This is a genomic window from Mesorhizobium sp. Arg314 (assembly GCF_053714275.1).
Genome location: NZ_JBSKBP010000002.1, coordinates 1 through 21,542, shown reverse-complemented (window position 1 = coordinate 21,542; position 21,542 = coordinate 1). Strand labels below are relative to the sequence as shown.

The 21,542-nt window shown below is 63.1% G+C and carries 19 protein-coding genes and 1 pseudogene; 7 read left to right on the top strand and 13 right to left on the bottom strand.

All coding sequences use genetic code 11. The features are described 5' to 3' along the window. Positions 1–420: 420 nt before the first annotated feature. The 3 genes and pseudogenes from ACWGS9_RS02085 to ACWGS9_RS02075 form a co-directional block, all read right to left on the bottom strand. Positions 421–783, bottom strand: a pseudogene (locus ACWGS9_RS02085) (ATP-binding cassette domain-containing protein); the annotation flags it as partial. Between the two features lie 69 nt (positions 784–852). Then, positions 853–2,532, bottom strand: a complete 1,680-nt coding sequence (locus ACWGS9_RS02080; protein WP_454503670.1) for an NAD+ synthase — start codon at positions 2,530–2,532, stop codon at positions 853–855. A gap of 170 nt (positions 2,533–2,702) precedes the next feature. After that, entirely contained in the window at positions 2,703–3,416 is a 714-nt protein-coding gene (locus ACWGS9_RS02075; protein WP_454503669.1) for a DNA-3-methyladenine glycosylase I, read from the bottom strand. Positions 3,417–3,505: 89 nt separating this feature from the next. On the opposite strand from ACWGS9_RS02075, the gene ACWGS9_RS02070 reads away from it, so the two are divergent. Together ACWGS9_RS02070 and ACWGS9_RS02065 are read left to right on the top strand one after the other, a co-directional pair. Continuing rightward, complete coding sequence (locus tag ACWGS9_RS02070) at positions 3,506–4,069, top strand: DUF1003 domain-containing protein (RefSeq protein ID WP_454503668.1); 564 nt, start codon at positions 3,506–3,508, stop codon at positions 4,067–4,069. Continuing rightward, positions 4,066–4,665 (top strand): DedA family protein, encoded by a 600-nt coding sequence (locus tag ACWGS9_RS02065; RefSeq protein ID WP_454503667.1) that lies wholly within the window; start codon positions 4,066–4,068, stop codon positions 4,663–4,665. The genes ACWGS9_RS02070 and ACWGS9_RS02065 overlap by 4 nt, the downstream gene beginning before the upstream one ends. Before the next feature lie 12 nt (positions 4,666–4,677). On the opposite strand, the gene ACWGS9_RS02060 is transcribed toward ACWGS9_RS02065, so the two are convergent. Further along, on the bottom strand, positions 4,678–5,037 hold the full coding sequence (locus ACWGS9_RS02060; RefSeq protein WP_454503666.1) for a diacylglycerol kinase: 360 nt from the start codon (positions 5,035–5,037) through the stop codon (positions 4,678–4,680). Between the two features lie 425 nt (positions 5,038–5,462). Here ACWGS9_RS02060 and ACWGS9_RS02055 point away from each other — a divergent pair, with 425 nt between their 5' ends. From ACWGS9_RS02055 to ACWGS9_RS02045, 3 genes are all read left to right on the top strand, one after another. After that, complete coding sequence (locus ACWGS9_RS02055; RefSeq protein WP_454503665.1) at positions 5,463–6,533, top strand: GGDEF domain-containing protein; 1,071 nt, start codon at positions 5,463–5,465, stop codon at positions 6,531–6,533. 81 nt (positions 6,534–6,614) lie between these two features. Beyond that, positions 6,615–6,992: an MbcA/ParS/Xre antitoxin family protein gene (locus ACWGS9_RS02050; protein WP_454503664.1), complete on the top strand. Its 378-nt coding sequence runs from the start codon at positions 6,615–6,617 to the stop codon at positions 6,990–6,992. Beyond that, positions 6,952–7,719 carry an RES family NAD+ phosphorylase gene (locus ACWGS9_RS02045; RefSeq protein ID WP_454503663.1) on the top strand — a complete coding sequence of 256 codons (768 nt, stop codon included), beginning with the start codon at positions 6,952–6,954 and terminating at the stop codon, positions 7,717–7,719. The genes ACWGS9_RS02050 and ACWGS9_RS02045 overlap by 41 nt, the downstream gene beginning before the upstream one ends. A gap of 178 nt (positions 7,720–7,897) precedes the next feature. Here ACWGS9_RS02045 and ACWGS9_RS02040 read toward each other — a convergent pair whose 3' ends face one another. Together ACWGS9_RS02040 and ACWGS9_RS02035 are read right to left on the bottom strand one after the other, a co-directional pair. Continuing rightward, on the bottom strand, positions 7,898–8,602 hold the full coding sequence (locus tag ACWGS9_RS02040) for a hypothetical protein (RefSeq protein WP_454503662.1): 705 nt from the start codon (positions 8,600–8,602) through the stop codon (positions 7,898–7,900). A gap of 49 nt (positions 8,603–8,651) precedes the next feature. Further along, positions 8,652–9,215 carry a DUF4337 domain-containing protein gene (locus tag ACWGS9_RS02035; RefSeq protein ID WP_454503661.1) on the bottom strand — a complete coding sequence of 188 codons (564 nt, stop codon included), beginning with the start codon at positions 9,213–9,215 and terminating at the stop codon, positions 8,652–8,654. Between the two features lie 183 nt (positions 9,216–9,398). Here ACWGS9_RS02035 and ACWGS9_RS02030 point away from each other — a divergent pair, with 183 nt between their 5' ends. Further along, the gene (locus tag ACWGS9_RS02030; RefSeq protein ID WP_454503660.1) at positions 9,399–10,988 is read left to right on the top strand and encodes a glycosyltransferase family 39 protein; all 1,590 of its coding nucleotides are present in this window, start codon (positions 9,399–9,401) and stop codon (positions 10,986–10,988) included. Between the two features lie 84 nt (positions 10,989–11,072). Here ACWGS9_RS02030 and ACWGS9_RS02025 read toward each other — a convergent pair whose 3' ends face one another. The 3 genes from ACWGS9_RS02025 to ACWGS9_RS02015 all read right to left on the bottom strand — a co-directional run bounded on the left by ACWGS9_RS02025 (position 11,073) and on the right by ACWGS9_RS02015 (position 16,708). After that, positions 11,073–12,446, bottom strand: a complete 1,374-nt coding sequence (locus ACWGS9_RS02025; RefSeq protein ID WP_454503659.1) for a class II 3-deoxy-7-phosphoheptulonate synthase — start codon at positions 12,444–12,446, stop codon at positions 11,073–11,075. Between the two features lie 463 nt (positions 12,447–12,909). Next, on the bottom strand, positions 12,910–16,407 hold the full coding sequence (gene mfd / locus ACWGS9_RS02020) for a transcription-repair coupling factor (RefSeq protein WP_454503658.1): 3,498 nt from the start codon (positions 16,405–16,407) through the stop codon (positions 12,910–12,912). 13 nt (positions 16,408–16,420) lie between these two features. Continuing rightward, on the bottom strand, positions 16,421–16,708 hold the full coding sequence (locus ACWGS9_RS02015; protein WP_320216456.1) for a succinate dehydrogenase assembly factor 2: 288 nt from the start codon (positions 16,706–16,708) through the stop codon (positions 16,421–16,423). A gap of 92 nt (positions 16,709–16,800) precedes the next feature. On the opposite strand from ACWGS9_RS02015, the gene recG reads away from it, so the two are divergent. Further along, positions 16,801–18,909 (top strand): ATP-dependent DNA helicase RecG, encoded by a 2,109-nt coding sequence (gene recG, locus ACWGS9_RS02010; RefSeq protein WP_454503657.1) that lies wholly within the window; start codon positions 16,801–16,803, stop codon positions 18,907–18,909. On the opposite strand, the gene ACWGS9_RS02005 is transcribed toward recG, so the two are convergent. From ACWGS9_RS02005 to glmS, 4 genes are all read right to left on the bottom strand, one after another. After that, positions 18,861–19,619 carry a DUF502 domain-containing protein gene (locus ACWGS9_RS02005; RefSeq protein ID WP_454503656.1) on the bottom strand — a complete coding sequence of 253 codons (759 nt, stop codon included), beginning with the start codon at positions 19,617–19,619 and terminating at the stop codon, positions 18,861–18,863. The genes recG and ACWGS9_RS02005 overlap by 49 nt on opposite strands. 85 nt (positions 19,620–19,704) lie before the next feature. After that, positions 19,705–20,004 (bottom strand): HigA family addiction module antitoxin, encoded by a 300-nt coding sequence (locus ACWGS9_RS02000; RefSeq protein ID WP_454503655.1) that lies wholly within the window; start codon positions 20,002–20,004, stop codon positions 19,705–19,707. A 37-nt stretch (positions 20,005–20,041) separates the two neighbouring features. Continuing rightward, positions 20,042–20,323, bottom strand: a complete 282-nt coding sequence (locus ACWGS9_RS01995; protein ID WP_454503654.1) for a type II toxin-antitoxin system RelE/ParE family toxin — start codon at positions 20,321–20,323, stop codon at positions 20,042–20,044. Between the two features lie 97 nt (positions 20,324–20,420). Beyond that, the coding region (gene glmS, locus ACWGS9_RS01990; protein WP_454503653.1) for a glutamine--fructose-6-phosphate transaminase (isomerizing) at positions 20,421–21,542 on the bottom strand (1,122 nt) is incomplete at its 5' end.

Here is a 21,542-nt window from a genome sequence, read left to right as displayed (position 1 = left end):
ATGGTTCCCAAAGAAGATCTCCTTCCGATCGGCACGCCCGTAAGACAAAACTTCAGCATGCCCGCGATTACCATATCCGATTTGCTTTTCCGTAAATATGAAACAACAATCGCTTCAAGAAATGTATCCGCGCCGATTTAAAAATAAAATATCCAGAAAACTCAAAATATAAATGAATTTGAATATAGCGCTACGTGACTCTAACCGCATGGCGAGTGCGCGGTTGCAACCGCAGACTTTACAGGCGGAGTTGCTCGACCATCATACTTCGAGTAGCGAGGACCACAGGCGTCACGCCCCGCCGACGCGCCCGCGACAGGTCCGACCCGGCCCCGCGATTGCGTGCTTCGTTAGCCCGAACTGAGCCCAAGCCGAACTACGGCTGACGGCGCCCGGCCAAAGCCGGGTGCCGTCCTTTCCTCAGCCGACAAGTCCCTTGGTCAATTCGAGCGCCTGGCGTTCGAACAGCCGCCGGTAGATACCGCCGTTGAGCCGGATCAACTCGTCATGCGAACCTTCCTCGACGATGCGGCCGCGGTCAAAGACCAGCAGCCGGTCGAGCGCCCGAACCGTCGAGAGCCGGTGTGCGATGACAAGGGTCGTGCGCCCCACCATCAGCCGCTCCATCGCCTTCTGGATTAGCACTTCCGATTCCGAATCGAGGCTCGATGTCGCCTCGTCCAGGATCAGGATGCGCGCATCGGCCAGGAAGGCGCGCGCGATCGCCACGCGCTGACGCTCGCCGCCCGAGAGCTTCACGCCGCGTTCGCCCACCAGGGTTCCATCTGGCCCAAGCACTGCGACGAATTTGCAACAACGGCGGGTTGCACACCGCGCCGCCGCAATCGACGACTACACGCGGTCCCGGAACCGGTTGGTGATCGGATAGCGGCGGTCGCGGCCGAAATTTTTCCGCGTAATCTTCACGCCGGGCGCCGCCTGGCGGCGCTTGTATTCGGCGATGTAGAGCAGGTGCTCGACGCGCGTCACCGTCGCCCGGTCGTGGCCGCGCGCGACGATGTCGTCGACGCTCATCTCGTTCTCGACCAGGCATTCCAGGATATCGTCCAGCACCGGATAGGGCGGCAGCGAATCCTGGTCGGTCTGGTTTTCGCGCAGCTCCGCCGACGGCGCCTTGTCGATGATGTTCTTCGGGATCACCTCGCCGGACGGCCCGAGCGCACCCGGCGGCACGTGGCTGTTGCGCCAGCGCGACAGCCCATAGACCTGCATCTTGTAGAGATCCTTGATCGGATTGAAACCGCCATTCATGTCGCCGTAAAGCGTGGCGTAGCCGACCGACATCTCGCTCTTGTTGCCGGTGGTGACCACCATCGAGCCGAACTTGTTCGAGATCGCCATCAGGATGGTGCCGCGCGCGCGGCTTTGCAGGTTTTCCTCGGTGATGCCCTCCTGGGTGCCCTCGAAGAGCTGCGTCAGCGCATGCTTGAAGCCTTCGACCGGCTCGGAGATCGGCACGATGTCGTAGCGACAGCCAAGAGCGCGGGCGCAGTCCTCGGCATCCTTCAGCGAGTCCTTCGACGTGTAGCGGTAAGGCATCATCACGGTGCGCAGCCGCTCCTCGCCGAGCGCATCGACAGCCAGGGCCGCGCAGATCGCCGAATCGATGCCGCCGGAAAGGCCAAGCACCACGTTCTTGAAACCGTTCTTGTTGACGTAGTCGCGCAGGCCCAGCATGCAGGCGCGATAGTCCGCCTCTTCCGGCTCCGGGATCTTCGACATCGGGCCTTCCGAGCAGACCCAGGTCTCTCCCTTTCTCTTCCAGGTGGTGACGTCGACCGCGTCCTCGAACTGGCTCATCTGGAAGGCAAGCGTCTTGTCAGAACCTATCGCAAACGAGGCGCCGTCGAAGATCAGCTCGTCCTGGCCGCCGAGCTGGTTGGCATAGATCATCGGCAGGCCGGTTTCGATAACCTGCTTGATGACGACCTGATGGCGAACGTCGATCTTGGCGCGGTAGTAGGGCGAGCCGTTCGGCACCAAAAGAATCTCGGCCCCGCTTTCGGCCAGGGTCTCGCACACGGCGACCTCGCCCCAGATGTCCTCGCAGATCGGAATGCCGATGCGCACACCGCGGAAATTGACCGGACCCTGCAGTTCCGGCCCAGCCTGGAAGACGCGCTTCTCGTCAAACTCGCCATAGTTCGGCAGATCGAGCTTGTAGCGTTCTGCGATGATCTTGCCGCCGTCGGCGACGACGATGGAGTTATGCGTGCCACTCTTGCGCTTCAGCGGGATGCCGATAATGACGCCAGGCCCGCCATCGGCCGTGTCCTTGGCGAAATCCTCGGCCGCTTTCTCGCAAGCCTTCAGGAAGGAAGGCTTCAGCACCAGGTCTTCCGGCGGATAACCGGCGAGGAAGAGCTCGGTATAGAGCACCAGATCGGCGCCCTGGCGCGCCGCGTCCGCTCTCGCCTCGCGCGCTTTTGCCAGGTTGCCGGCGACGTCGCCGACAGTCGGGTTGAGCTGGGCGACGGCGATGCGCAGGATATCGGGAGCGGTCTTGGTCATGGAACGGATTTAGCGTGGCTGAAATCGCCGGGCAATGGCGATTGCTTATACCAATCAGGATCGATCGAAGATCGTATCCTGATCGATCGAAGATCGTATTCCGATCGATCGACGGATGGCGATCCTGTCCCAATCGATCGATTTCGATTGTTGGATCTCATCGCTCAGGCCTAGTCGCCCATATATTCGCGCAACGCCTCTACCGACCGGTTCTCGCCGATCGACATCGCCAGGATGCGCGAGATGTGGCGTCGCGGCAGCCCGGTCTGAGCCGACCACTGGTTGATCTGCACCTGGATCTTGTCGAGATCCCGTTTCGAGGTCGGGTTCTCGGCGATGTCGAGGCCTGCATCGCGCAAGGCTGCCGCCATGTCGGTGGAGACGACGAACGTGTCCCATTCCAGCCAGCGCAGGAAATACTGCCCGGTGTTGCCGCCCAGCCGGCTGCCATGCTTGGCCAGATAGGCGGTCAGGCCGACCTGATCGTTCGCGGGCCACCCGGCAATGAATTTGCCGAAGCTGCCATGTTCCTTCGAGACGCGATCGACGAAAGCGGCATTGTCGCGCACCGACTTGATCTTCTGCGGGTTGCGCACGATGCGGCTGTCGGACGCCAGTTCGTGCCAGAAATCGTCCGGCTGGAACAAAAGCCGCTTCGGCTCGAAGCCGAGGAACGCTTCCTCGAAACCCGGCCATTTCTGTTCGATGACCCGCCACACGAAGCCGGCGGCGAAAATCCGCTCGGCCATGGTGGAGAGAATGCGGTCGTCGGGGATTTTCGCCACCGCCATATTGTCGGGCGCAGGGCCAAGCAGCGGCGCCAGCACGGCCTCCCCACCCTTCCGCTTTGCCGCCCTTGCATGGATTTTCTGGAAATCGAGCATCGCTGTCCTCACTGGTCCCCGCAATCTATCACTTCACCTTCGCCCCGGCAGCCTCTACCTCTATCGGGACCCAGGCGATGGAGAAGGCGATGAACAAGACTGTCGAGGATTTGGCGAACCGCTGGTTGAGGCGAAAATCGGATGGTCTGAGCCCACTCGAGAGCCGAGTGCTGCAGTCGACGCTCGAGCGCACGACCGTCACCAGGGACACCAACAAGGCCGTCGCTTTTCACTCGACCTATGGCGACCGCGTCGCTGACACCATTGCCCGGATCGGCGGCTCCTGGTCCTTCATCCTCGCCTTCCTCGCCTTTCTCGTCCTTTGGACCGCCGGCAATGCCTGGCTGCTGACGCGCGAGGCGTTCGACCCCTACCCCTTCATATTCCTCAACTTGGTGCTCTCGATGGTCGCCGCCCTGCAAGCGCCGGTGATCATGATGTCGCAGAACCGCCAGACCGAGCGCGACCGCATCGACGCGGCCCACGATTACGAGGTCAATCTGAAGGCCGAGATCGAGATCATGGCCCTGCATGAAAAGCTCGACGAGTTGCGCCACAGCGAGATCATCGGCATGCGTGACGAGATCCTGCGCATGGCCGAGCAGATCAGGCGCATCGACGAAAAACTGTCGGCGCGGCCCGCAATAGAATGAGCGGGACCATCCACCATCTCATCGAGCAATACGGCCTGATCGCGGTCTTCCTGGGCTGCGTCGCCGAAGGCGAAAGCGCCGCGATCCTTGGCGGCTTCTTCGCTCATCAACATGTTTTCGTGCTGTGGCAGGCTTTCCTCGCCGCCCTCCTCGGCGCCTTCGCCGGCGACACGCTCTTCTTCACCCTCGGCCGTAGCTTCGCCGATCATCCTTACGTGAAAAGACTGCGCATGCGGCCCGGCTTCAGCCGCGCCTACCACCTGCTCAACACCCATCCCAACATTTTCGTGCTGACCAACCGCTACATCTACGGCATGCGGCTGGTCGGCGGTATCGCCGCCGGCCTGTCGACCGTGCCCGTGCCGCGCTTCGTCATCCTGAACGCTATCTCTTCCGCGGTCTGGGCGGCCCTGTTCAGCGGCATCGGCTATGTCTTCGGCCTGGGCGCAGAGCACATGGTGGGCCAGGCGTTTGAGCGGCATGAGCGCCTGCTCATTGCCCTCGGCGTCGGTGTCGGCGTCGCAATCGTTGCCTGGCTGGTAGGCCATCACTTTGCCCGACGCGAACGCGCCAGGGAAGATCGAGCGGGATCCTGATCGCCGCGAGGATCAGATCGGCGCGCCGGCAAGACGCTCGATGACGGCGATGGCCCAGACACCGCCGGCGATCACGATCGAAATCAACACCGCCAGCGACCCGCAGTCCTTGGCGAGCTGGATGTCGATGTGGAATTCGCGCGAGATCGCGTCGCAGGCTGCCTCGATGCCGGTGTTGAGCACTTCGACCATGATCAGGAGCAGCACCGCGCCGATCAAAAGGGCGTAGCCACGCCAGGAGACCGAGATGAACCAGCCAGCCGGCAGGGCAAGCGCGAGCAAAAGCAGTTCCTGCTGGAATGCCTTTTCGTGAGCGGCCAACTTGCGGAAGGCCCGAACTGAATTGACGAAAGCATCGATCAGCCGCTGCATGCCTCTGCCCCTTTGCGAGTCACCGGCAGGGGATATCGCAATGGCGGGATCAAGGGAATAAGGCGGCCGCTCCAAAATTCATCCGTCCGCGAGCTTTATCGACGGTGTCGATTTTTCGAACTGCGGCAGCCCGTACTCGATCGAATAGTAATCGCCCTTGTCTGGCTACGGGGCACAGGCAAATGCGACATCGAAGGGGCGTCTGCAAAAGTCGCGTCCGCACGGCATTGCAGCCTGTGGTAGTATCCGCAATGAGGAAATGCACGTCATTAAGGAAACTTTAGCGCAACTGCATCTATGATTCCTGCAAGCGAAGGTCGTGTTGGGGACGCGTCGTCGCATTCGTAATTCCGATCCAATCCCCGCGTGAGCGACTCCCGGCGATGGCAGGTCTCCGGTCGCACTGAAGGGGCAGTGAACACAATATGCAGCCGGCAGCCGTTCCAACCGACCGGAATACCGACATCGCCAGCACCGTCGTGGCGACGATGCGCCAGCTCGGCGTGCTTGGCCTGCCGCGCAACTACGAGATCTTCTACGAGGCGCTCAGCGGCAGCAATCACGAGCTCAGCCTTGCCGTAGTCTCGTTGAGCAACCGCCCGACCCAGGAGGACCTCGATCGCATCGGGCGCACCTTCTTCCCGCAGCATCACGGCCCCGCCATTGTCGAGCACGCCCGCGAGATGATCGCCAAGGAGCTCGAGGACATCGCCACGCTGTTGCGCAGTGAACACACGCATATCGAGAAATACGGCCGTATTCTCGACGAGACCTCGAGCGGCCTTAGCAATCGCAGCCTGCTTTCGCAGGAGCTTCTGCAGAAGATCGCCGGCGCAATGTCGGCCGCCACCAGTTCGACGATCGACCATGGCCGCCAGATCGCCAGCACGCTTAGCGAAAAGACAGCCGAGCTTGAAAGCGTCAAGTCGAAGCTCGAGGAGTATAAGCGGCTTGCCGACACGGACCCGCTTACGCAGCTGTGGAACCGCCGCGCCTTCGACAAGGAGATCACCCGGATCTACAACAGCAGTCGCGGCATCCTGTTCAACGCCTTGATCCTTGCCGATATCGATCATTTCAAGGATATAAACGATCGCTACGGTCACCCGGTCGGCGACAGGATCCTGCAGATTATCGCCGATATCTTCCAGTCGAGCGTGCGTTCCGACATTTTCGTCGCCCGCACCGGAGGCGAGGAATTTGCGCTTATCGTTGAAGGCGCCAGCGAGGAAGCCACGTGCGAGATTGCCGAGCGCATCCGGGCGCTGATCGAGCAGACCCCGTTCACCAGCAGCCAGACCGGCATGAACTACGGCACCGTTACCATATCGCTGGGCATCTGCATGGCCTCGGAAGCGGATGGCCCCGAAGATCTCTACACCAAGGCGGACCGGGCGCTTTATCGATCCAAGGTCGGCGGCCGCAACCGGGCCACCAAGCATTCGACGATGGCTGGCCGTCCCGCCAAGGGCTGGCTGCTTTACAAGAAAGACTGACAATCGTCGAATTTCGACCACGACCCTTTCCAGACGAATTTTTGTGGACTATATTTTCCATAGAAATGAAAGGGTGCGCTCATGCAACGTCCAGTCGCGGCCGCGGCGGCGGCCGAAAATGCCGTCATCACCAAGGCTACGCTGCGCGCGGCCGACCTGCTCGACATCACCGCCAGGACGCTCGCCCTGGTCATCGGCGTGTCGGAAGCAACGGTCTCGCGCATGCGCCGGCAGGAATTCCTGCTTGAACGCGGCACCAAGCCGTTCGAGCTGGCGGTGCTGTTCGTTCGCCTGTTCCGCTCGCTCGACGCCATCGTCGGCGGCGACGAGACCGTCGCCCGGGCGTGGCTGAAGAATCCCAACACCACGCTCGACGGCACGCCGCTCGAAAAAATCCTGACGATTGCCGGACTTGTCGATGTCATTGCCTACCTGGACTCCCGGCGCGCTCTCGTCTGAGGCCGTCCGGCTCGAAGGCAAGTACTGGCGCATGGTCGAGGCGCAACATCGCGTTTCGACCCTCAAGCTCGTCGACACGCTCGACGAGCAGGAGCTGCTGGAGGACCTCATCGAGGACACCAAGCCGCATATCCCGCTGGAATGCCGCCACCTCCACTATCTGCTGGCGACGCCCTTTCGCTACGGCTCTGTCTACCCGTACGGCTCGCGCTTCCGCCGCGCGGGCAAGACGAAAGGCGTCTACTATGCCGCCGAGACGGTGCTGACGGCGGTGGCGGAGATGTCCTTCTATCGCCTGCTGTTCTTCGCGGAATCGCCGGCGACGCAATGGCCGAACGACGCGGCGGAATACACCGCCTTTGCCGCGGCGATCAAATGCGACAGCGTGGTCGACCTGACACGGCCGCCGCTCGATCGCGACGAGAAGGCCTGGACGCACGCCACCGACTACGCCGCCTGCCAGGCGATCGCCGATGTGGCGCGCGAGGCCGAGCTGCAGGCGATCCGCTATCGCTCGGTGCGCGATCCCAAGGGCGCCAACATCGCGCTGTTGACGTGCAAGGGCTTTGCTAAGGCAAGGCCGCTGGAGCCGCAGACCTGGCGCATCCGGATCGGCTCGTTCGGCATCCAGGCGATCTGCGAATTTCCCGAAAAGCGGCTCGAATTCTCACGCGCTGCCTTTACCGATCCAAGGTTGGCCGGAATGCGCTGGGAGCGCGGCCACTGAACGCGGAAGCTGTGGTGAGATTCAGGTCAGGCCGAGCCGAGAACGGTGGCTGTCGAGAACCGGCCTACGCCGGCCGTAGCTTAGCTGCGCGGCGTCTCACGAGTGCTTCGGCCGGCGAAGGCCGGAAGCGCGGGAAGCCGCCTTTCGTATTCCGGCATCACCTGAATATCGACACAGCTTAGGCCAGGATGTTCACGGCACGCGCAGCCACCAGCGCGATGGTCAAGAGCGAGATCATCGCTTCGGCCATCATCAGAAGCTTGGCGCGCTGCGTGAGCGGCAAGGTGTCGGTCGGCGAGAACGCCGTGGCGTTGGTGAAGGCCAGGAAGAAATAGTCGACGAAGCCCGGCAGCCAGCCCTGTATCTCGCGATCTGGCAGCGTCATTTGCGGAAACAGGAAGTCGGCTTGCGCGCGCTTGACCAGGCCACAGGTCGGCGGACCGCCCCGGTCGGTGCTCCAGAACCAAAGCGCGAACACGATCACATTGGTGACCCAGATGTTGAGTGCGTCGACGAGCAGCGTCGTGCCGGCGCCGGCATGCCCTTCAAGCAGCGCCCGCACCAGGAAAACCAGCGAGCCGCAATTCATGATGCTGATGAGGCCGGTCATCACCAATGCCGCGCGGCGGATGTAGAGGCGCAATTGGCCGATCGTGTACCAATGCTCGTGGTCGACTGCCTTGCGCGTCTGCATTTGCGTCCAGGCCGTCGCGATCGATAGGGGCACCAGCAGCGCCACCTCGGCCGTCGGAGCCAGCCAGCGCGGACCGAAGGACAGGTTGTTGATGACCAGAAGCTGCAGGCAGATGATGACGAGAACCGCCGCGCGCGCCGACCAGAAGTCGAGTGCGCGATGGTGAATGATAGCATGCTCGTGGCGCATGGCGGACCCTGAATTGCGAGATGGCACAGACGAGTGTGACCCCGGCCGGTCAGACATAAGCGAAACCCGCCGCGATCATGCCGAGAGCGCCCAAGGCCAACGACGCCATCCAGGGCCAGCGTTTGCCACGGGTGATGATCGACAGCGTCGCGACGGCGATGGAGATGTGCAGCAGCGTGACGCCGAATGTCAGCACGTGATGCCGGTGCTCGCGAATGTCGCTGTCGCGCAGCTTTTCATCGACCTGCTTTTCGAACTCGGTCGCCTTGGCCTGTATCTCCTCGCCATCGGCTTCATTGCGTTTCGCGCTGGCTTGGAATTGGTCGGCGGCAGGCCCGCCCATGGCTGCCGCGATCTCATAGCTGTTCTTCTTTATGCTCTTGGCCTGGAAGAAGCTCCACTGGTCGCTCGCCTTGTTCTGCAGATAGGAGGCCTCGCTTTTGTCATTGATCGCCTCGGCGGTCTCCAGCGACTCGAAGCTGCCCACCGTTGCCGCCAGGACTGCCAGCACAGCTATTGTCACCGAGACCGTTGTCAGGAAGGGATTGCCCTCATGAGCAGCGTGTTCGGCATGCTCTGCATGTTCCAGATGTTCTTGTGTTTCGTCTTCCATTGCCGTCACCGCCGGAATCGCGCCGGACTATTTGGTTTCAGCAGCGACACCTCCGCCGCAATCTTGGTTTTGCAATGGTCGCGAAAGCATACATTTTCGTAAGGTTTGCTATCGGGACTATTGGAAAATCCCGCCGATGTGATTTAAGCGCGCACAATTCGGGCCGGGGCAATCAAGATACGCATGTCAGGAACCAGCGAACCCACGAATGTTTGGCCGGCGGGCGATCTGGCATCCGCTGCCGGCGCACGCCCCACGCCGCGTTGGGACGATCTGCTGCGCCAGCCCTCGCATTTCCTTGCGCTTCTGTGCCTTGCTCAGCTTCTGTGCTGGACCGTCATGCCGGCGCTCGTCAACGTTGGGCCACCATATGACGTCGTCGAGGGGTTCATGTGGGGCCGCGAATGGGTGCTGCTGACCTATAAGCACCCGCAGTTGCCCTGCTGGCTGCTCGAGATCAGCCATCTCCTGACCGGCTCGTTCCGCTGGCCGCAATATATGCTGTCGCAACTCATGATCTCGACGACCTTTGTCCTGGTCTATCTTCTGGCGCGCGACATCATGGGCTCGACCCGCGCTCTCGCCGCCGTGCTCTTGATGCCCGCGATCTACTTTTTCGGCTGGCCCACCCCGCAATTCAACCACGACTACGCGCAGATGCCTTTCTGGGCCGGCATCTCGTGGCTGCTGTGGCGCGCGGCGCGCGACGGACGGCCTGGCTGGTGGCTCGCCCTCGGCCTCGTCTCCGGCATGGGGCTCTATGCCAAGTTCTCGACGGCTTTGCTGCTGGCGTTCGGCGGCGTCTGGATTTTATACGACACCCGTGCCCGAAGCCGGCTAGCCACCCCATGGCCATGGCTTGGCCTGGCGATTTTTCTCGGCACCGTGGCGCCGCTGGCGATTGAGCTTTTCCGCCTCGACTTCCTGCCGCTGACCTATGCCGAGCATCGCAACGCGTGGGTCGTCGCCCACCGCGCCCGGCTTTACTATATCGGCGTTCAGCTTGCCGGACTTGCCGCTGTTCCCGTCGTTCTTGCGCTTTCCGGCCTGCTGCGACGGCAACCGAACCCCGCGCAGGAACCCTTGTCGACCCACCCCGCTCCCGAGCGGCGCGCGGTTGTCTACCTGGCATGGATGGGCCTGGGGCCTGCGCTCCTGATCATGGTCGCCTCGCTGTTTACAGGCACCGGCGAATCCTGGGGCGCGACGATGTACAATCTCGTAGGTGCCCTGGCGATCGCGCTCTTGGGCCAGCGGCTGGGACCAGCGGAGTTGCGCCGGTTGGCGGTGCTGGCGCTGCTATGCGTGGTCGGCGTGTCGAGCGCCTACGCGGTCACCCGCTGGACCAGTTGCAACGTCATCGGCCGCCTGCAGCCCGTCTGCTGGCCGGCGCGATCGATTTCGCAGACGGCCGAGGCGATCTGGCATGAGGCGGTACCCGGGCCACTGGGCATTGTCGGCGGCGAAGACGGCGTGGCCAGGCTTGCCGGACTCGAGGCTGCGGACCAACCCTCTATCTTCACGACTTTCGACAGGCGCCTCGCCCCCTGGATCACGGACCAGCGCCTTCGGGATCAGGGCATGCTGCTGGTATGGCCGAAAGGCTGGAAACTCACTCGACAGCAGATGGCCTGGACCGACGGCCTGCCGGTCAAGACGGTGTCTTTCGACTGGTCGCACAAGGCGCCGCCCCTCGAGATCAACTTTGCCGTCATTCCACCCGGTAGAACCAGTTTCCCAGGCGACCCGACCGGACCACCCGACGCGGAATGACCGGCAATTGAAATCTATCTGACCAAATTGAAAAGGCGCCGGCTAGTTGCCGGCGCGTTTAATAGTCAAGCGTCCCAGCCTTGCTCAGGCGTTGGCAGCCTGCTTATGCTGGATCGGATGGCTCTTCTTGAGCAGGTCCGAGACCAGGAAGGCGAGCTCGATCGCCTGATCGGCGTTGAGGCGCGGATCGCAATGGGTGTGATAGCGGTCCTGCAGGTCTTCCGCCGTGATCGCACGGGCGCCGCCCGTGCATTCGGTGACGTTCTTGCCGGTCATCTCGACATGGATGCCGCCCGGATGCGTGCCTTCGGCACGATGCACCTCGAAGAAGGTCTGCACTTCCTTGAGGATGCGATCGAAGGGCCGCGTCTTGTAGCCGGCCGCCTCGATCGTGTTGCCATGCATCGGGTCGGACGACCATACGACATTGCGCGCTTCCTTCTTCACCGCGCGCACCAGCTTCGGCAGGTGCTCGGCGACCTTGTCGGAGCCGAAACGCGCGATCAGCGTCAGGCGACCCGGCTCGTTCTCGGGATTGAGCAGATCGATCAGTTCCATGAGGCCGTCCGGCGTGAGCGAAGGTCCGCACTTCAAGCCGAGCGGATTCTTGATGCCGCGGCAATATTCGATATGCGCGTGGTCGGGCTGGCGGGTGCGGTCGCCGATCCAGATCATGTGGCCCGAGGTCGCGTACCAGTCGCCCGAGGTCGAGTCGACGCGCGTCAGCGCCTCCTCATAGCCCAGCAGCAGCGCCTCGTGGCTGGTGTAGAAATCCGTCTCGCGCAGCGCGAAATTGGTTTCCGACGTGATGCCCACCGCGCGCATGAAATCCATCGTCTCGGTGATGCGGTTGGCGAGCGATTCGTACTTCTCGCCCTGCGGGCTGTCGGCAACGAAGCCCAGCATCCAGCGGTGCACATTCTCCAGGCTGGCATAGCCGCCCTGCGCGAAGGCGCGCAGAAGGTTGAGCGTCGCGGCAGACTGGCGGTAGGCCATTTCCTGCCGGGCAGGATCGGGTATGCGCGACTTGGCGTCGAACTCGATGCCATTGATGATGTCGCCACGGTAGCTCGGCAGCGTCACGCCGGCTTTCGTCTCGTTGTCGGACGAGCGCGGCTTGGCGAACTGGCCGGCGACGCGGCCGACCTTCACCACTGGCTGCGCGCCGGCGAAGGTAAGCACCACCGACATCTGCAGGAAGACGCGGAAGAAATCGCGGATGTTGTCGGCGCCATGTTCGGCAAAGCTTTCGGCGCAGTCGCCGCCCTGGAGCAGGAAGGCTTCGCCGGCGGCGACCGCCGCCAGCTGCTTCTTCAGCTTGCGCGCCTCGCCGGCAAAAACCAGCGGCGGGAAGGTGGCAAGTTGGGCTTCCGTGGCCTTGAGCGCCGCAGGATCCGGATAGGCCGGGACCTGCTTGATCGGCTTTTCTCTCCACGAATTCGGCGACCATTTCGTCATCGCTGCACCCAAACGCCCTTTCGGAGCAACTCCAGGAAAGTGCGAAATTTCCATCGGAATTGCGTCAAACAAACCGGCGAACGTCCTCGTCCGCCATTCCAGCCTCGATACGAGGTCGCGGCTCCTTACACGAAGCCGATTACCTATTCTAGCCGGGTTTTTCAGTGGTGGCGAATGGTCCTGGTGGCAAGGTATGTCGAGATTCAGGTCAGGCCGAGCCGAGAACGGTGGTTTCCGAGAACCGGCCTATGCCGGCCGTAGCCTTCATAGGGCGGAAACACTTATGAGGGCTTCGGCCGGCGAAGGCCGGAGCGGAGCGTACTTGAAGTACGTGAGCACCGGCCTACGCCGGCCATAGCCTTAATTTTGCTGCCCCGCCACTCATATGTGCTTCGGCCGGCGAAGGCCGGAAGCGCAGGAAGCCGGCGTTCGCAGGCCGGCCTCACCTGAATATCGGCATACCTTACGCGGCCTTGTCGACCAGCCGGGCCAGTTGCGTCATCACCACGGCCGAACCGGCCAACCGCTTCTCCGCATTCGGCCAGTCGCGGATGAAGACGACGCTATGATCGGCCCTGATCTTGGCCAACGAGCCCTGCTCGCCGATGAACTTGACCAGCCCGACCGGATCGGGGAACTCGCGCTTGCGGAAATGGACGACGACGCCTTTGGGGCCGGCATCGAGCTTCTCGACATTGGCCTTGCGGCAGAGCGCCTTGATGAAGACGATCTTGAGAAGATGCGTCACCTCTTCCGGCAGCGGCCCAAAACGGTCGATCAGTTCGGCGCCGAAGCCGTCGATCTCCTCGGTGCTCTGGAGGTCGCCAAGGCGGCGGTAGAGCGCCATCCTGAGCTGCAGGTCGGGCACATAGCTTTCCGGGATCATCACCGCGGTGCCGACCGCGATCTGCGGCGACCAGCCGCCATCCTGCACCTCGCCCGTATCCTTCACCTCGGCCACCGCCTCCTCCAGCATCTGCTGATAAAGCTCGAAGCCCACCTCCTTGATGTGGCCCGATTGCTCTTCGCCCAGAAGATTGCCAGCGCCGCGGATGTCCAGGTCATGGCTGGCGAGCTGGAAGCCAGCGCCCAGCGTGTCGAGCGACTGCAGCACCTTGAGCCGCCGCTCGGCCGTGTCGGTGAGCTTGCGGTTCGCCGGCAGCGTGAACAGCGCATAGGCACGCACTTTCGAACGGCCGACACGGCCGCGCAACTGGTAGAGCTGCGCCAGCCCGAACATGTCGGCGCGATGGATGATCAGCGTGTTGGCGGTCGGGATGTCGAGACCGGATTCGACGATGGTCGTCGACAGGAGCACGTCGTACTGGCCGTCGTAGAAGGCGTTCATGATATCGTCGAGCTCACCCGGAGGCATCTGGCCATGCGCCACCGCCACCTTCAGCTCCGGCACGGATTCCCGAAGGAAATCATGGATTTCGGCCAGGTCGCTGATACGCGGCACGACATAGAAGGAATGGCCGCCGCGATAGCGTTCGCGCAGCAGCGTCTCGCGGATGACCAGCGGATCGAAGGGCGAGATGAAGGTGCGCACCGCCATCCGGTCGACCGGCGGCGTTGCGATCAGCGACAGCTCGCGCACGCCGGTCAGCGCCAGTTGCAGCGTGCGCGGGATCGGCGTCGCCGACAGCGTCAGCACATGCACGTCGGACTTAAGGTCCTTCAGGCGCTCCTTGTGCTTGACCCCGAAATGCTGCTCCTCGTCGATGATCAGCAGACCGAGGCTCTTGAACGAGATCGAGCTGCCGAGCAGCGCATGCGTGCCGACGACGATATCGACCGTGCCCTCCGCAATCCCTTTCTTGGTCTCTGCCAGTTCCTTCGAACCGACCAGGCGCGAAGCCTGCGCGATGCGGATCGGCAGGCCTGAGAAGCGCTGCGAGAAGGTCTTGAAATGCTGGCGCGACAGCAAGGTCGTCGGCACGACGACCGCGACCTGGAAGCCTTCCATGGCCGCGATGAAGGCGGCGCGCAGAGCCACTTCCGTCTTGCCGAAGCCGACATCGCCGCAGACCAGCCGGTCCATCGGCTTGCCGGCGCCGAGATCGTCCATGACGGAATCGATCGCCGTCTGCTGGTCGTCGGTCTCCTCATAGGGGAAGCGCGCGGCGAACTCGCCGTAGAGCCCTTCGGCCGGGATCATTGCGGGCGCCGCGCGCATCTGCCGCTCGGCGGCGATGCGGATCAGCTGCCCGGCCATGTCGAGCAGGCGCCGCTTGAGCCGCGCCTTGCGTGCCTGCCAGGCGCCGCCGCCCAGCTTGTCGAGCGTCGCCTCCGCGGAATCCGAGCCGTAACGCGACAGAAGCTCGATGTTTTCGACCGGCAGGAACAGCCGGTCGTCGCCGGCATAGTGGATTTCGAGACAGTCATGCGGCGCGCCCACGGCCTCGATGGTGCGCAGGCCGATGAAGCGCCCGATGCCATGGTCGGTATGGACGACGATGTCGCCCGACGACAGCGACGAGGCTTCGGCGATGAAATCGGACGCCTTCTTCTTGCGCTTCGAACGCCGGATCAGCCGGTCGCCGAGGATATCCTGCTCGGCGACGACCACCATGTCGTCGGTCTCGAAACCGGATTCGAGCGGCAGCACGGCTAGACCCGCCTGCCCCGGCTCGAGCTTTTCGACCTCAGCGAGCGTCGCAACGGGCTTCAGATTGCCAAGATGATGTTCGGCCAGAATCTGGCCGAGGCGATCGAGCGAGCCTTCCGTCCAGCCGGCGACGATGACGCGGCGACGCGCGGCGCGCTCGTCGGCAATGTGTTTCACGACCACATCGAAGACGTTGATGTTGGGGTCGGCGCGCTCCTCGGCGAAGCTGCGGCCGTGCCGCGAGCCGGCATGGAAGACTTTTTTGCCGCCGACATCGGGCGCATCGAAGACGGTGAAGTCGATATCTTCGCGCGGTCCGAGCGAGGATTTGAGATTGTCCGGCGACAGATAAAGCAGGTCCGGCGCCACCGGCTTGTAGGGCACAGCGTCCTTCAGCGCGCTGTCCGCCTGCTTCCGCCGCGCCTCGTAGTGGTCGAGGATCAGCGTGTGGCGCTCGGCCAGCGCCTCATGCGCCAGATGGTCGAAGACGACAGGTGCGTCCGGCAGATAGTCGAACACAGTCTCAAGCCGTTCATAGAAGAACGGCAGCCAATGCTCCATGCCGGCGAAGCGCCGGCCTTCGCTGACCGCCGCATAGAGCGCGTCGTCGCGCGACGGCGCGCCGAAAGCCTCGATGTAGGAGCGGCGGAAGCGGCTGATCGTCTCCGGCGTCAGCGCCACCTCGCTCATCGCCTGCAGCGACATCGATTTGCGCTGCCCGGTGGTGCGCTGCGTTGCGACGTCGAAGACGCGGATCGATTCCAGCGTGTCGCCGAAAAAGTCGAGCCTGAGCGCCTCGCTCCATCCCGGCGCGAACAGATCGAGGATGCCGCCGCGCACCGCGAACTCGCCGAGGCCCCGCACCGTCGGCACGCGCTCGAAGCCGGAAATCTCCAGCCGCGCAGTCAGCGCGTTCATATCGATCTGGTTGCCTGGTCTGGCGTGAAAAGTCTGCGCCTCGATCAGATCCGCCGGCGGAATGCGCTGCAACAGCGCATTGGCGGTGGTGAGGACCACGGCGCGATGTGGCTTCCTCGCCAGCGCGATCATGGCGGAAAGCGCGTCGAGCCGCCGCGCGGCGGCATCGGCGCCAGGCGAAACGCGGTCATAAGGCAGGCAGTCCCATGCCGGCAGTTCCAGGACCGGCAGCCCAGGCGCTGCAAAGGCCAGCGCTTCGATGATCGCCGGCAAGCGCTGGCCGTCGCGCGCGACGAACAGGACCGGCTTGTCGGGCGCGATCTCCTGCGCCGTCTGCACCAGCGCGAAGGCTTCGTAGCCGTCGGCAACTCCGTCGACGATGAACTGGCCGGCGCGGCCCTTGGGCAGGCCAATGGAAGGAATGAGGCTCATGGATATGCTTGCTTCAAAATGTCATGGTTCGGCGCGAGGCCAGGATCTTCCGCAGCACCGCGCAATCGACATCGGGCGGAACCGGGCGCTCGCCCGTAACCATCGAGAAAAAATCAGTGTCGGGGATTTCCAGAAGTCTCTCATATTGGTCGATTTCATCGCCGGTCAAGACGCCTATCTCCGCGTCGGCGAAGGAACCAAGGATCAGGTCCATCTCGCGCATGCCACGGTGCCACGAGCGGAACAGGAGCTTGCGGCGGCGGGCGTCCAGCCCCTCGCTTGATCGCTGTGTTCCGGTCATGGCGCCGCATCCCTGTTCAAAGCGGCGCATATAGCGTGGATAGAGACCGGTGTCAGCCTTGCGCTGCCGTCGTCGCGACATAAGCTGACACCATGCGTCCCACCATTCTCGATCCCCTGTTCGTTCCGATAACCTCGCTTGCCGGCGTCGGCCCGAAAGTAGGCTTGCTGATCGAGCGCGTGGTGCCAGCCGACCTTGGCGATCGCGCCGCGCGCGCGGCCGACCTTCTGTTCGTGCTGCCCAACACCGTGATCGACCGCCGCAACCGGCCCGGCATCGCGCTGTCGGCCGAAGGCCAGATCGTCACCCTCGAGGTGCGGGTCGACCGCCATCAGCCGCCGCCGCGCAGCAACAGGTCGGTGCCATACCGGGTTTACGCCCATGACGACACCGGCGAGGTCGCGCTGACCTTCTTCCATGCCCACGCCGCCTATCTGCAGAAGATGCTCCCCGAGGGTGAGCGTGTCGTTATCTCCGGCCGCATGGAGTGGTTCAACGGCCGCCCGACCATGGTCCATCCCGACCACATCGCACCGATCGACGAGGCCGATGGGTTGCCGCTGGTCGAGCCGGTCTATCCACTAACCGCCGGTCTGTCGGCGAAGGTGCTGCGCCGCGCCATCGGACAAGCGCTGGGCCGCCTGCCGGAACTGCGCGAGTGGCAAGACGACGCTTTCATGCGCCGCCATACATTCCCATCCTTCGGCGAAGCGCTTGCCCGCATCCATTATCCGAAGGACCCGATCGACGTCGCCGTCGAGGGCTCGGCGTGGCGGCGTCTTGCCTATGACGAATTGCTGGCCGGCCAGGTGTCGCTGGCGCTGGTGCGGGCCAGAATTCGCCGCCTTTCGGGCCGGCCGCTGGTCGGTGACGGCAGCATCGTCGAAAAGCTGCGCGCTGCCCTGCCCTACAAGCTCACCCCCAGCCAGGAATTCGCGCTCGGTGAAATCAATGCAGACCTTGCCGATCCCGAACGCATGCTGCGCCTGCTGCAGGGTGATGTCGGCTCCGGCAAGACGGTGGTGGCGCTGCTTGCCATGGCGCGCGCGGTCGAGGCCGGCGGCCAGGCGGCGCTGATGGCGCCGACCGAAATCCTGGCGCGCCAGCATCTGGCGACCATCGCGCCGCTGGCGGAGAAAATCGGCCTGCGCCTTGCCATCCTGACAGGGCGTGAAAAGGGGCGCGAGCGCGCCGAGACGCTGGAAGGTCTCGCCGGCGGCGTGATCGACATCGTCGTCGGCACGCATGCGCTGTTCCAGGAAACGGTGACGTTCCACGATCTCGTACTGGCCGTCGTCGACGAGCAGCACCGTTTCGGCGTTCACCAGCGCCTCGCCATCACCGCCAAGGGCGATGCGCCGGACATGCTGGTGATGACGGCGACGCCGATCCCGCGCACGCTGGTGCTGACCGCCTTCGGCGACATGGATGTCTCCAAACTGACCGAGAAACCGGCCGGCCGGCAGCCGATCCGCACCGTCACGCTACCGATGGAACGGCTGGACGAGCTGGTCGGGCGCATGCGCGATGCGGTTGCCGAAGGCCAGAAGATCTACTGGATCTGCCCGCTGGTCGAGGAATCCGAAGAGATCAAGCTGATGTCGGCGGAGGACCGCTTCGCCTCGCTCAAACCGCTGTTCGGCGACCGGATCGGCCTGGTGCATGGGCGCATGAAGGGCGCGGAGAAAGACGAGGCGATGCGTGCCTTCAAGCAGGGCGAAACGCGCATCCTGATCGCCACCACCGTCATCGAGGTCGGCGTCGACGTTCCGGATGCGACAATCATGGTCATCGAGCATGCCGAACGCTTCGGCCTTGCGCAACTGCACCAGTTGCGCGGCCGCGTCGGTCGCGGCGACAAGCCCTCGTCATGCGTGCTGCTCTACAAGGAGCCGCTCGGCGAGACGGCAAAACGGCGGCTTTCAGTGATGCGCGAGACCGAGGACGGCTTCCGCATCGCCGAGGAAGACCTGAAACTGCGCGGCGAAGGCGAGTTGCTGGGCACCCGGCAGTCCGGTACACCCGGCTTCCAGGTCGCGCGGATCGAATTCCATGCCGACCTGCTCGAAGCCGCGCGTGACGACGCGCGGCTGATCCTGTCGCGCGATCCGGAACTGCAATCCGAACGCGGCGAAGCGCTGCGGCTGTTGCTTTACCTGTTCGGCCGCGACGAGGCGGTGCGCTTGCTGCGCGCCGGCTGAGGCCCGGCGCCGAGTGGCGGATTGGCAAGCGCCCCTTCGATGGTTTCGCCGTTCAGCGTCACCAGCTTGGCCTTGACCTCCGGCGCCACCATGCCGGCCGAAACGATCAGCTTGGCGCCGTCCTCGATCGACATGTCGAGCGGCACGATCTCGGATTTGTGCACATACATCAGGAAACCGGTGGTCGGATTGGGCGTGCAGGGCATGAACACCGCGATCAACGGATCGCCTTCCTGGTCGAGCTTCTGGTTGATCTCGGTTTCCTTCTCGCTGGCGACGAAGACCAGCGACCACACACCCTTGCGCGGATATTCGACCAGCCCGACCTGCCGGAACATGTCGCCCTTGTTCGACAGCACCGTCTCGAAAATCTGCTTGAGCGAGCCGTAGATGCCGCGCACCAGCGGCATGCGGCCAAGCAGCCGCTCGCCGAAATTGACGATGGCGCGGCCGACGATGTTGGCGGTCAGGAAACCGATCAGCGTGATCAGCACCAGCGCCACGATCAACCCGAAGCCGGGAACCGGAAACGGCAGGTAGCTGTCGGGATTGTAGCGGGCGGGGATGTAAGGCTTCACCCAGGAATCGACCCAGCCGATGAGCGACCAGGCGATATAGACCGTGATAGCCAGCGGCGCGCAGACGATGAAGCCCGTCAAAAAATAATTCCTCAGCCGGGTCATGCCAGAGGTCTTCGGGGCGTCGGACATGTGTTCACCGCGGCGCAGGGTTGCGGCGCCAAGATTAGTGAACCGCGAGCCGGTTTGGAACTGCGAAGTTTTTAAAGAGCGATCGTCATGCCGATGTATCCACCGGCACGATCTTCTCGAGTTCCGACGCTATTTTGCTCGCTTCAGTCTCCAACTCGTAGGCCTTCTGGAAGTTCATCCAGAACCCGGGCGTGGTGTTGAAGAACCTGGCGAGGCGAAGCGCCGTATCTGGAGTAAGTCCGACCTCCTCCTTGACGATGCGCTCAATCCGAGTGCGCGGAAGATTAAGCTTCTTCGCAAGCACACCGGCACTCATGCCGAGCGGCACCAGATACTCCTCGCGCAGGAATTCTCCGGGGTGCATGGGGCGTGCAAACTTGAGCATAACTCCGTATCCTCAAAGGGTTAGGGCGAGTGCCCGTTTAATGGTAGTCGACAATTTCTACATCTTCGGCTCCGGCGGCTGTCCATCTGAAACAGATGCGCCATTGGTCGTTGATGCGTATGGAATGTTGCCCGGCACGATCCCGCTTCAGAGCCTCCAGGTGGTTTCCGGGCGGCGACCGAAGGTCATTCAACTGGACGGCATTATCAATTGCCCGGAGCCGCCTTTCGGCACGGGCGACCAGATCCGGCGGAAATCCCTTAGGTGCCCTGCCAGCCGCTACCTCTTCGACCGCCTTGCCTCTGAATGAAACGATCAACAGCCTTCCCCACGGGTTGTATCATACTCTGATACGCAGCTAGCTGCAAGATCATGTATCATAGATTGATACAGATCGCTCATACGGGGATGTGGTACTACTCTACCGTCACCGATTTCGCCAGATTGCGCGGCTGGTCGACGTCGGTGCCCATGAACACCGCGGTGAAATAGGCCAGCATCTGGATCGGCAGCGCGTAGATGATCGGCGAGATGATCTCCGGCACCTCGGGCAGGATGATCGTTTCCATCGTCTTGATGCCGGCCTGCGCGGCACCCTTTTTATCGGTGATCAGGATGATCTTGCCGCCCCGCGCCGCCACTTCCTGCATGTTCGAGACGGTCTTTTCGAAGACCCGGTCGTGCGGCGCGATCACGATCACCGGCATGTTCTCGTCTATCAGCGCGATCGGCCCGTGTTTCAGTTCGCCAGCCGCATAGCCCTCGGCGTGGATGTAGGAAATCTCCTTCAGCTTCAGCGCGCCTTCCATGGCCAAAGGGAAATTGGTGTCGCGGCCGAGATAGAGCACGTCCTTGTAGCGCGAGAGCTCGCGCGAGATGCGTTCGATCTGCTCGTCGAGCTTCAGCACCTGGGTGGCAAAGCGGGGCGCTTCCGAAAGCTCGCGCACCAGTCGCTTCTCCTCATCGCGCGAGATCGCCCCGCGCGCCACGCCGGCACGCACGGCAAGCGAAGCGAGCACCGAAAGCTGGCCGGTGAAAGCCTTGGTCGAGGCGACGCCGATCTCCGGCCCGGCAAGCGTCGGCAGCACCACGTCGGACTCGCGCGCCATGGTCGATTCCCGCACATTGACGACCGCGCCGATCTTCATGCCGGCCTTGCGGCAATAGCGCAGCGAGGCCAGCGTGTCGGCGGTCTCGCCCGACTGCGAGATGAAGACGGCCGCGTCATTGGCCGACAGCGGCATCTCGCGGTAGCGGAACTCGGAGGCTACATCGATATCGACCGGCAGCCGCGCATAGCGCTCGAACCAGTATTTGCTGATCAGCCCGGCGAGATAGGCGGTGCCGCAGGCCGAGAGCGCCAGCCTGCCGATCCTGGCGAAGTCGAAAGGCAGGTCGAGCGGCTTCGAAACGCCCGATACGAAATCCACGTAATGCGCCAGCGTGTGCGAGATCACCTCGGGCTGCTCATGGATTTCCTTTTCCATGAAATGCCGGCGGTTGCCCTTGTCGACCATGAAGCTGGTCGACAGCGACTG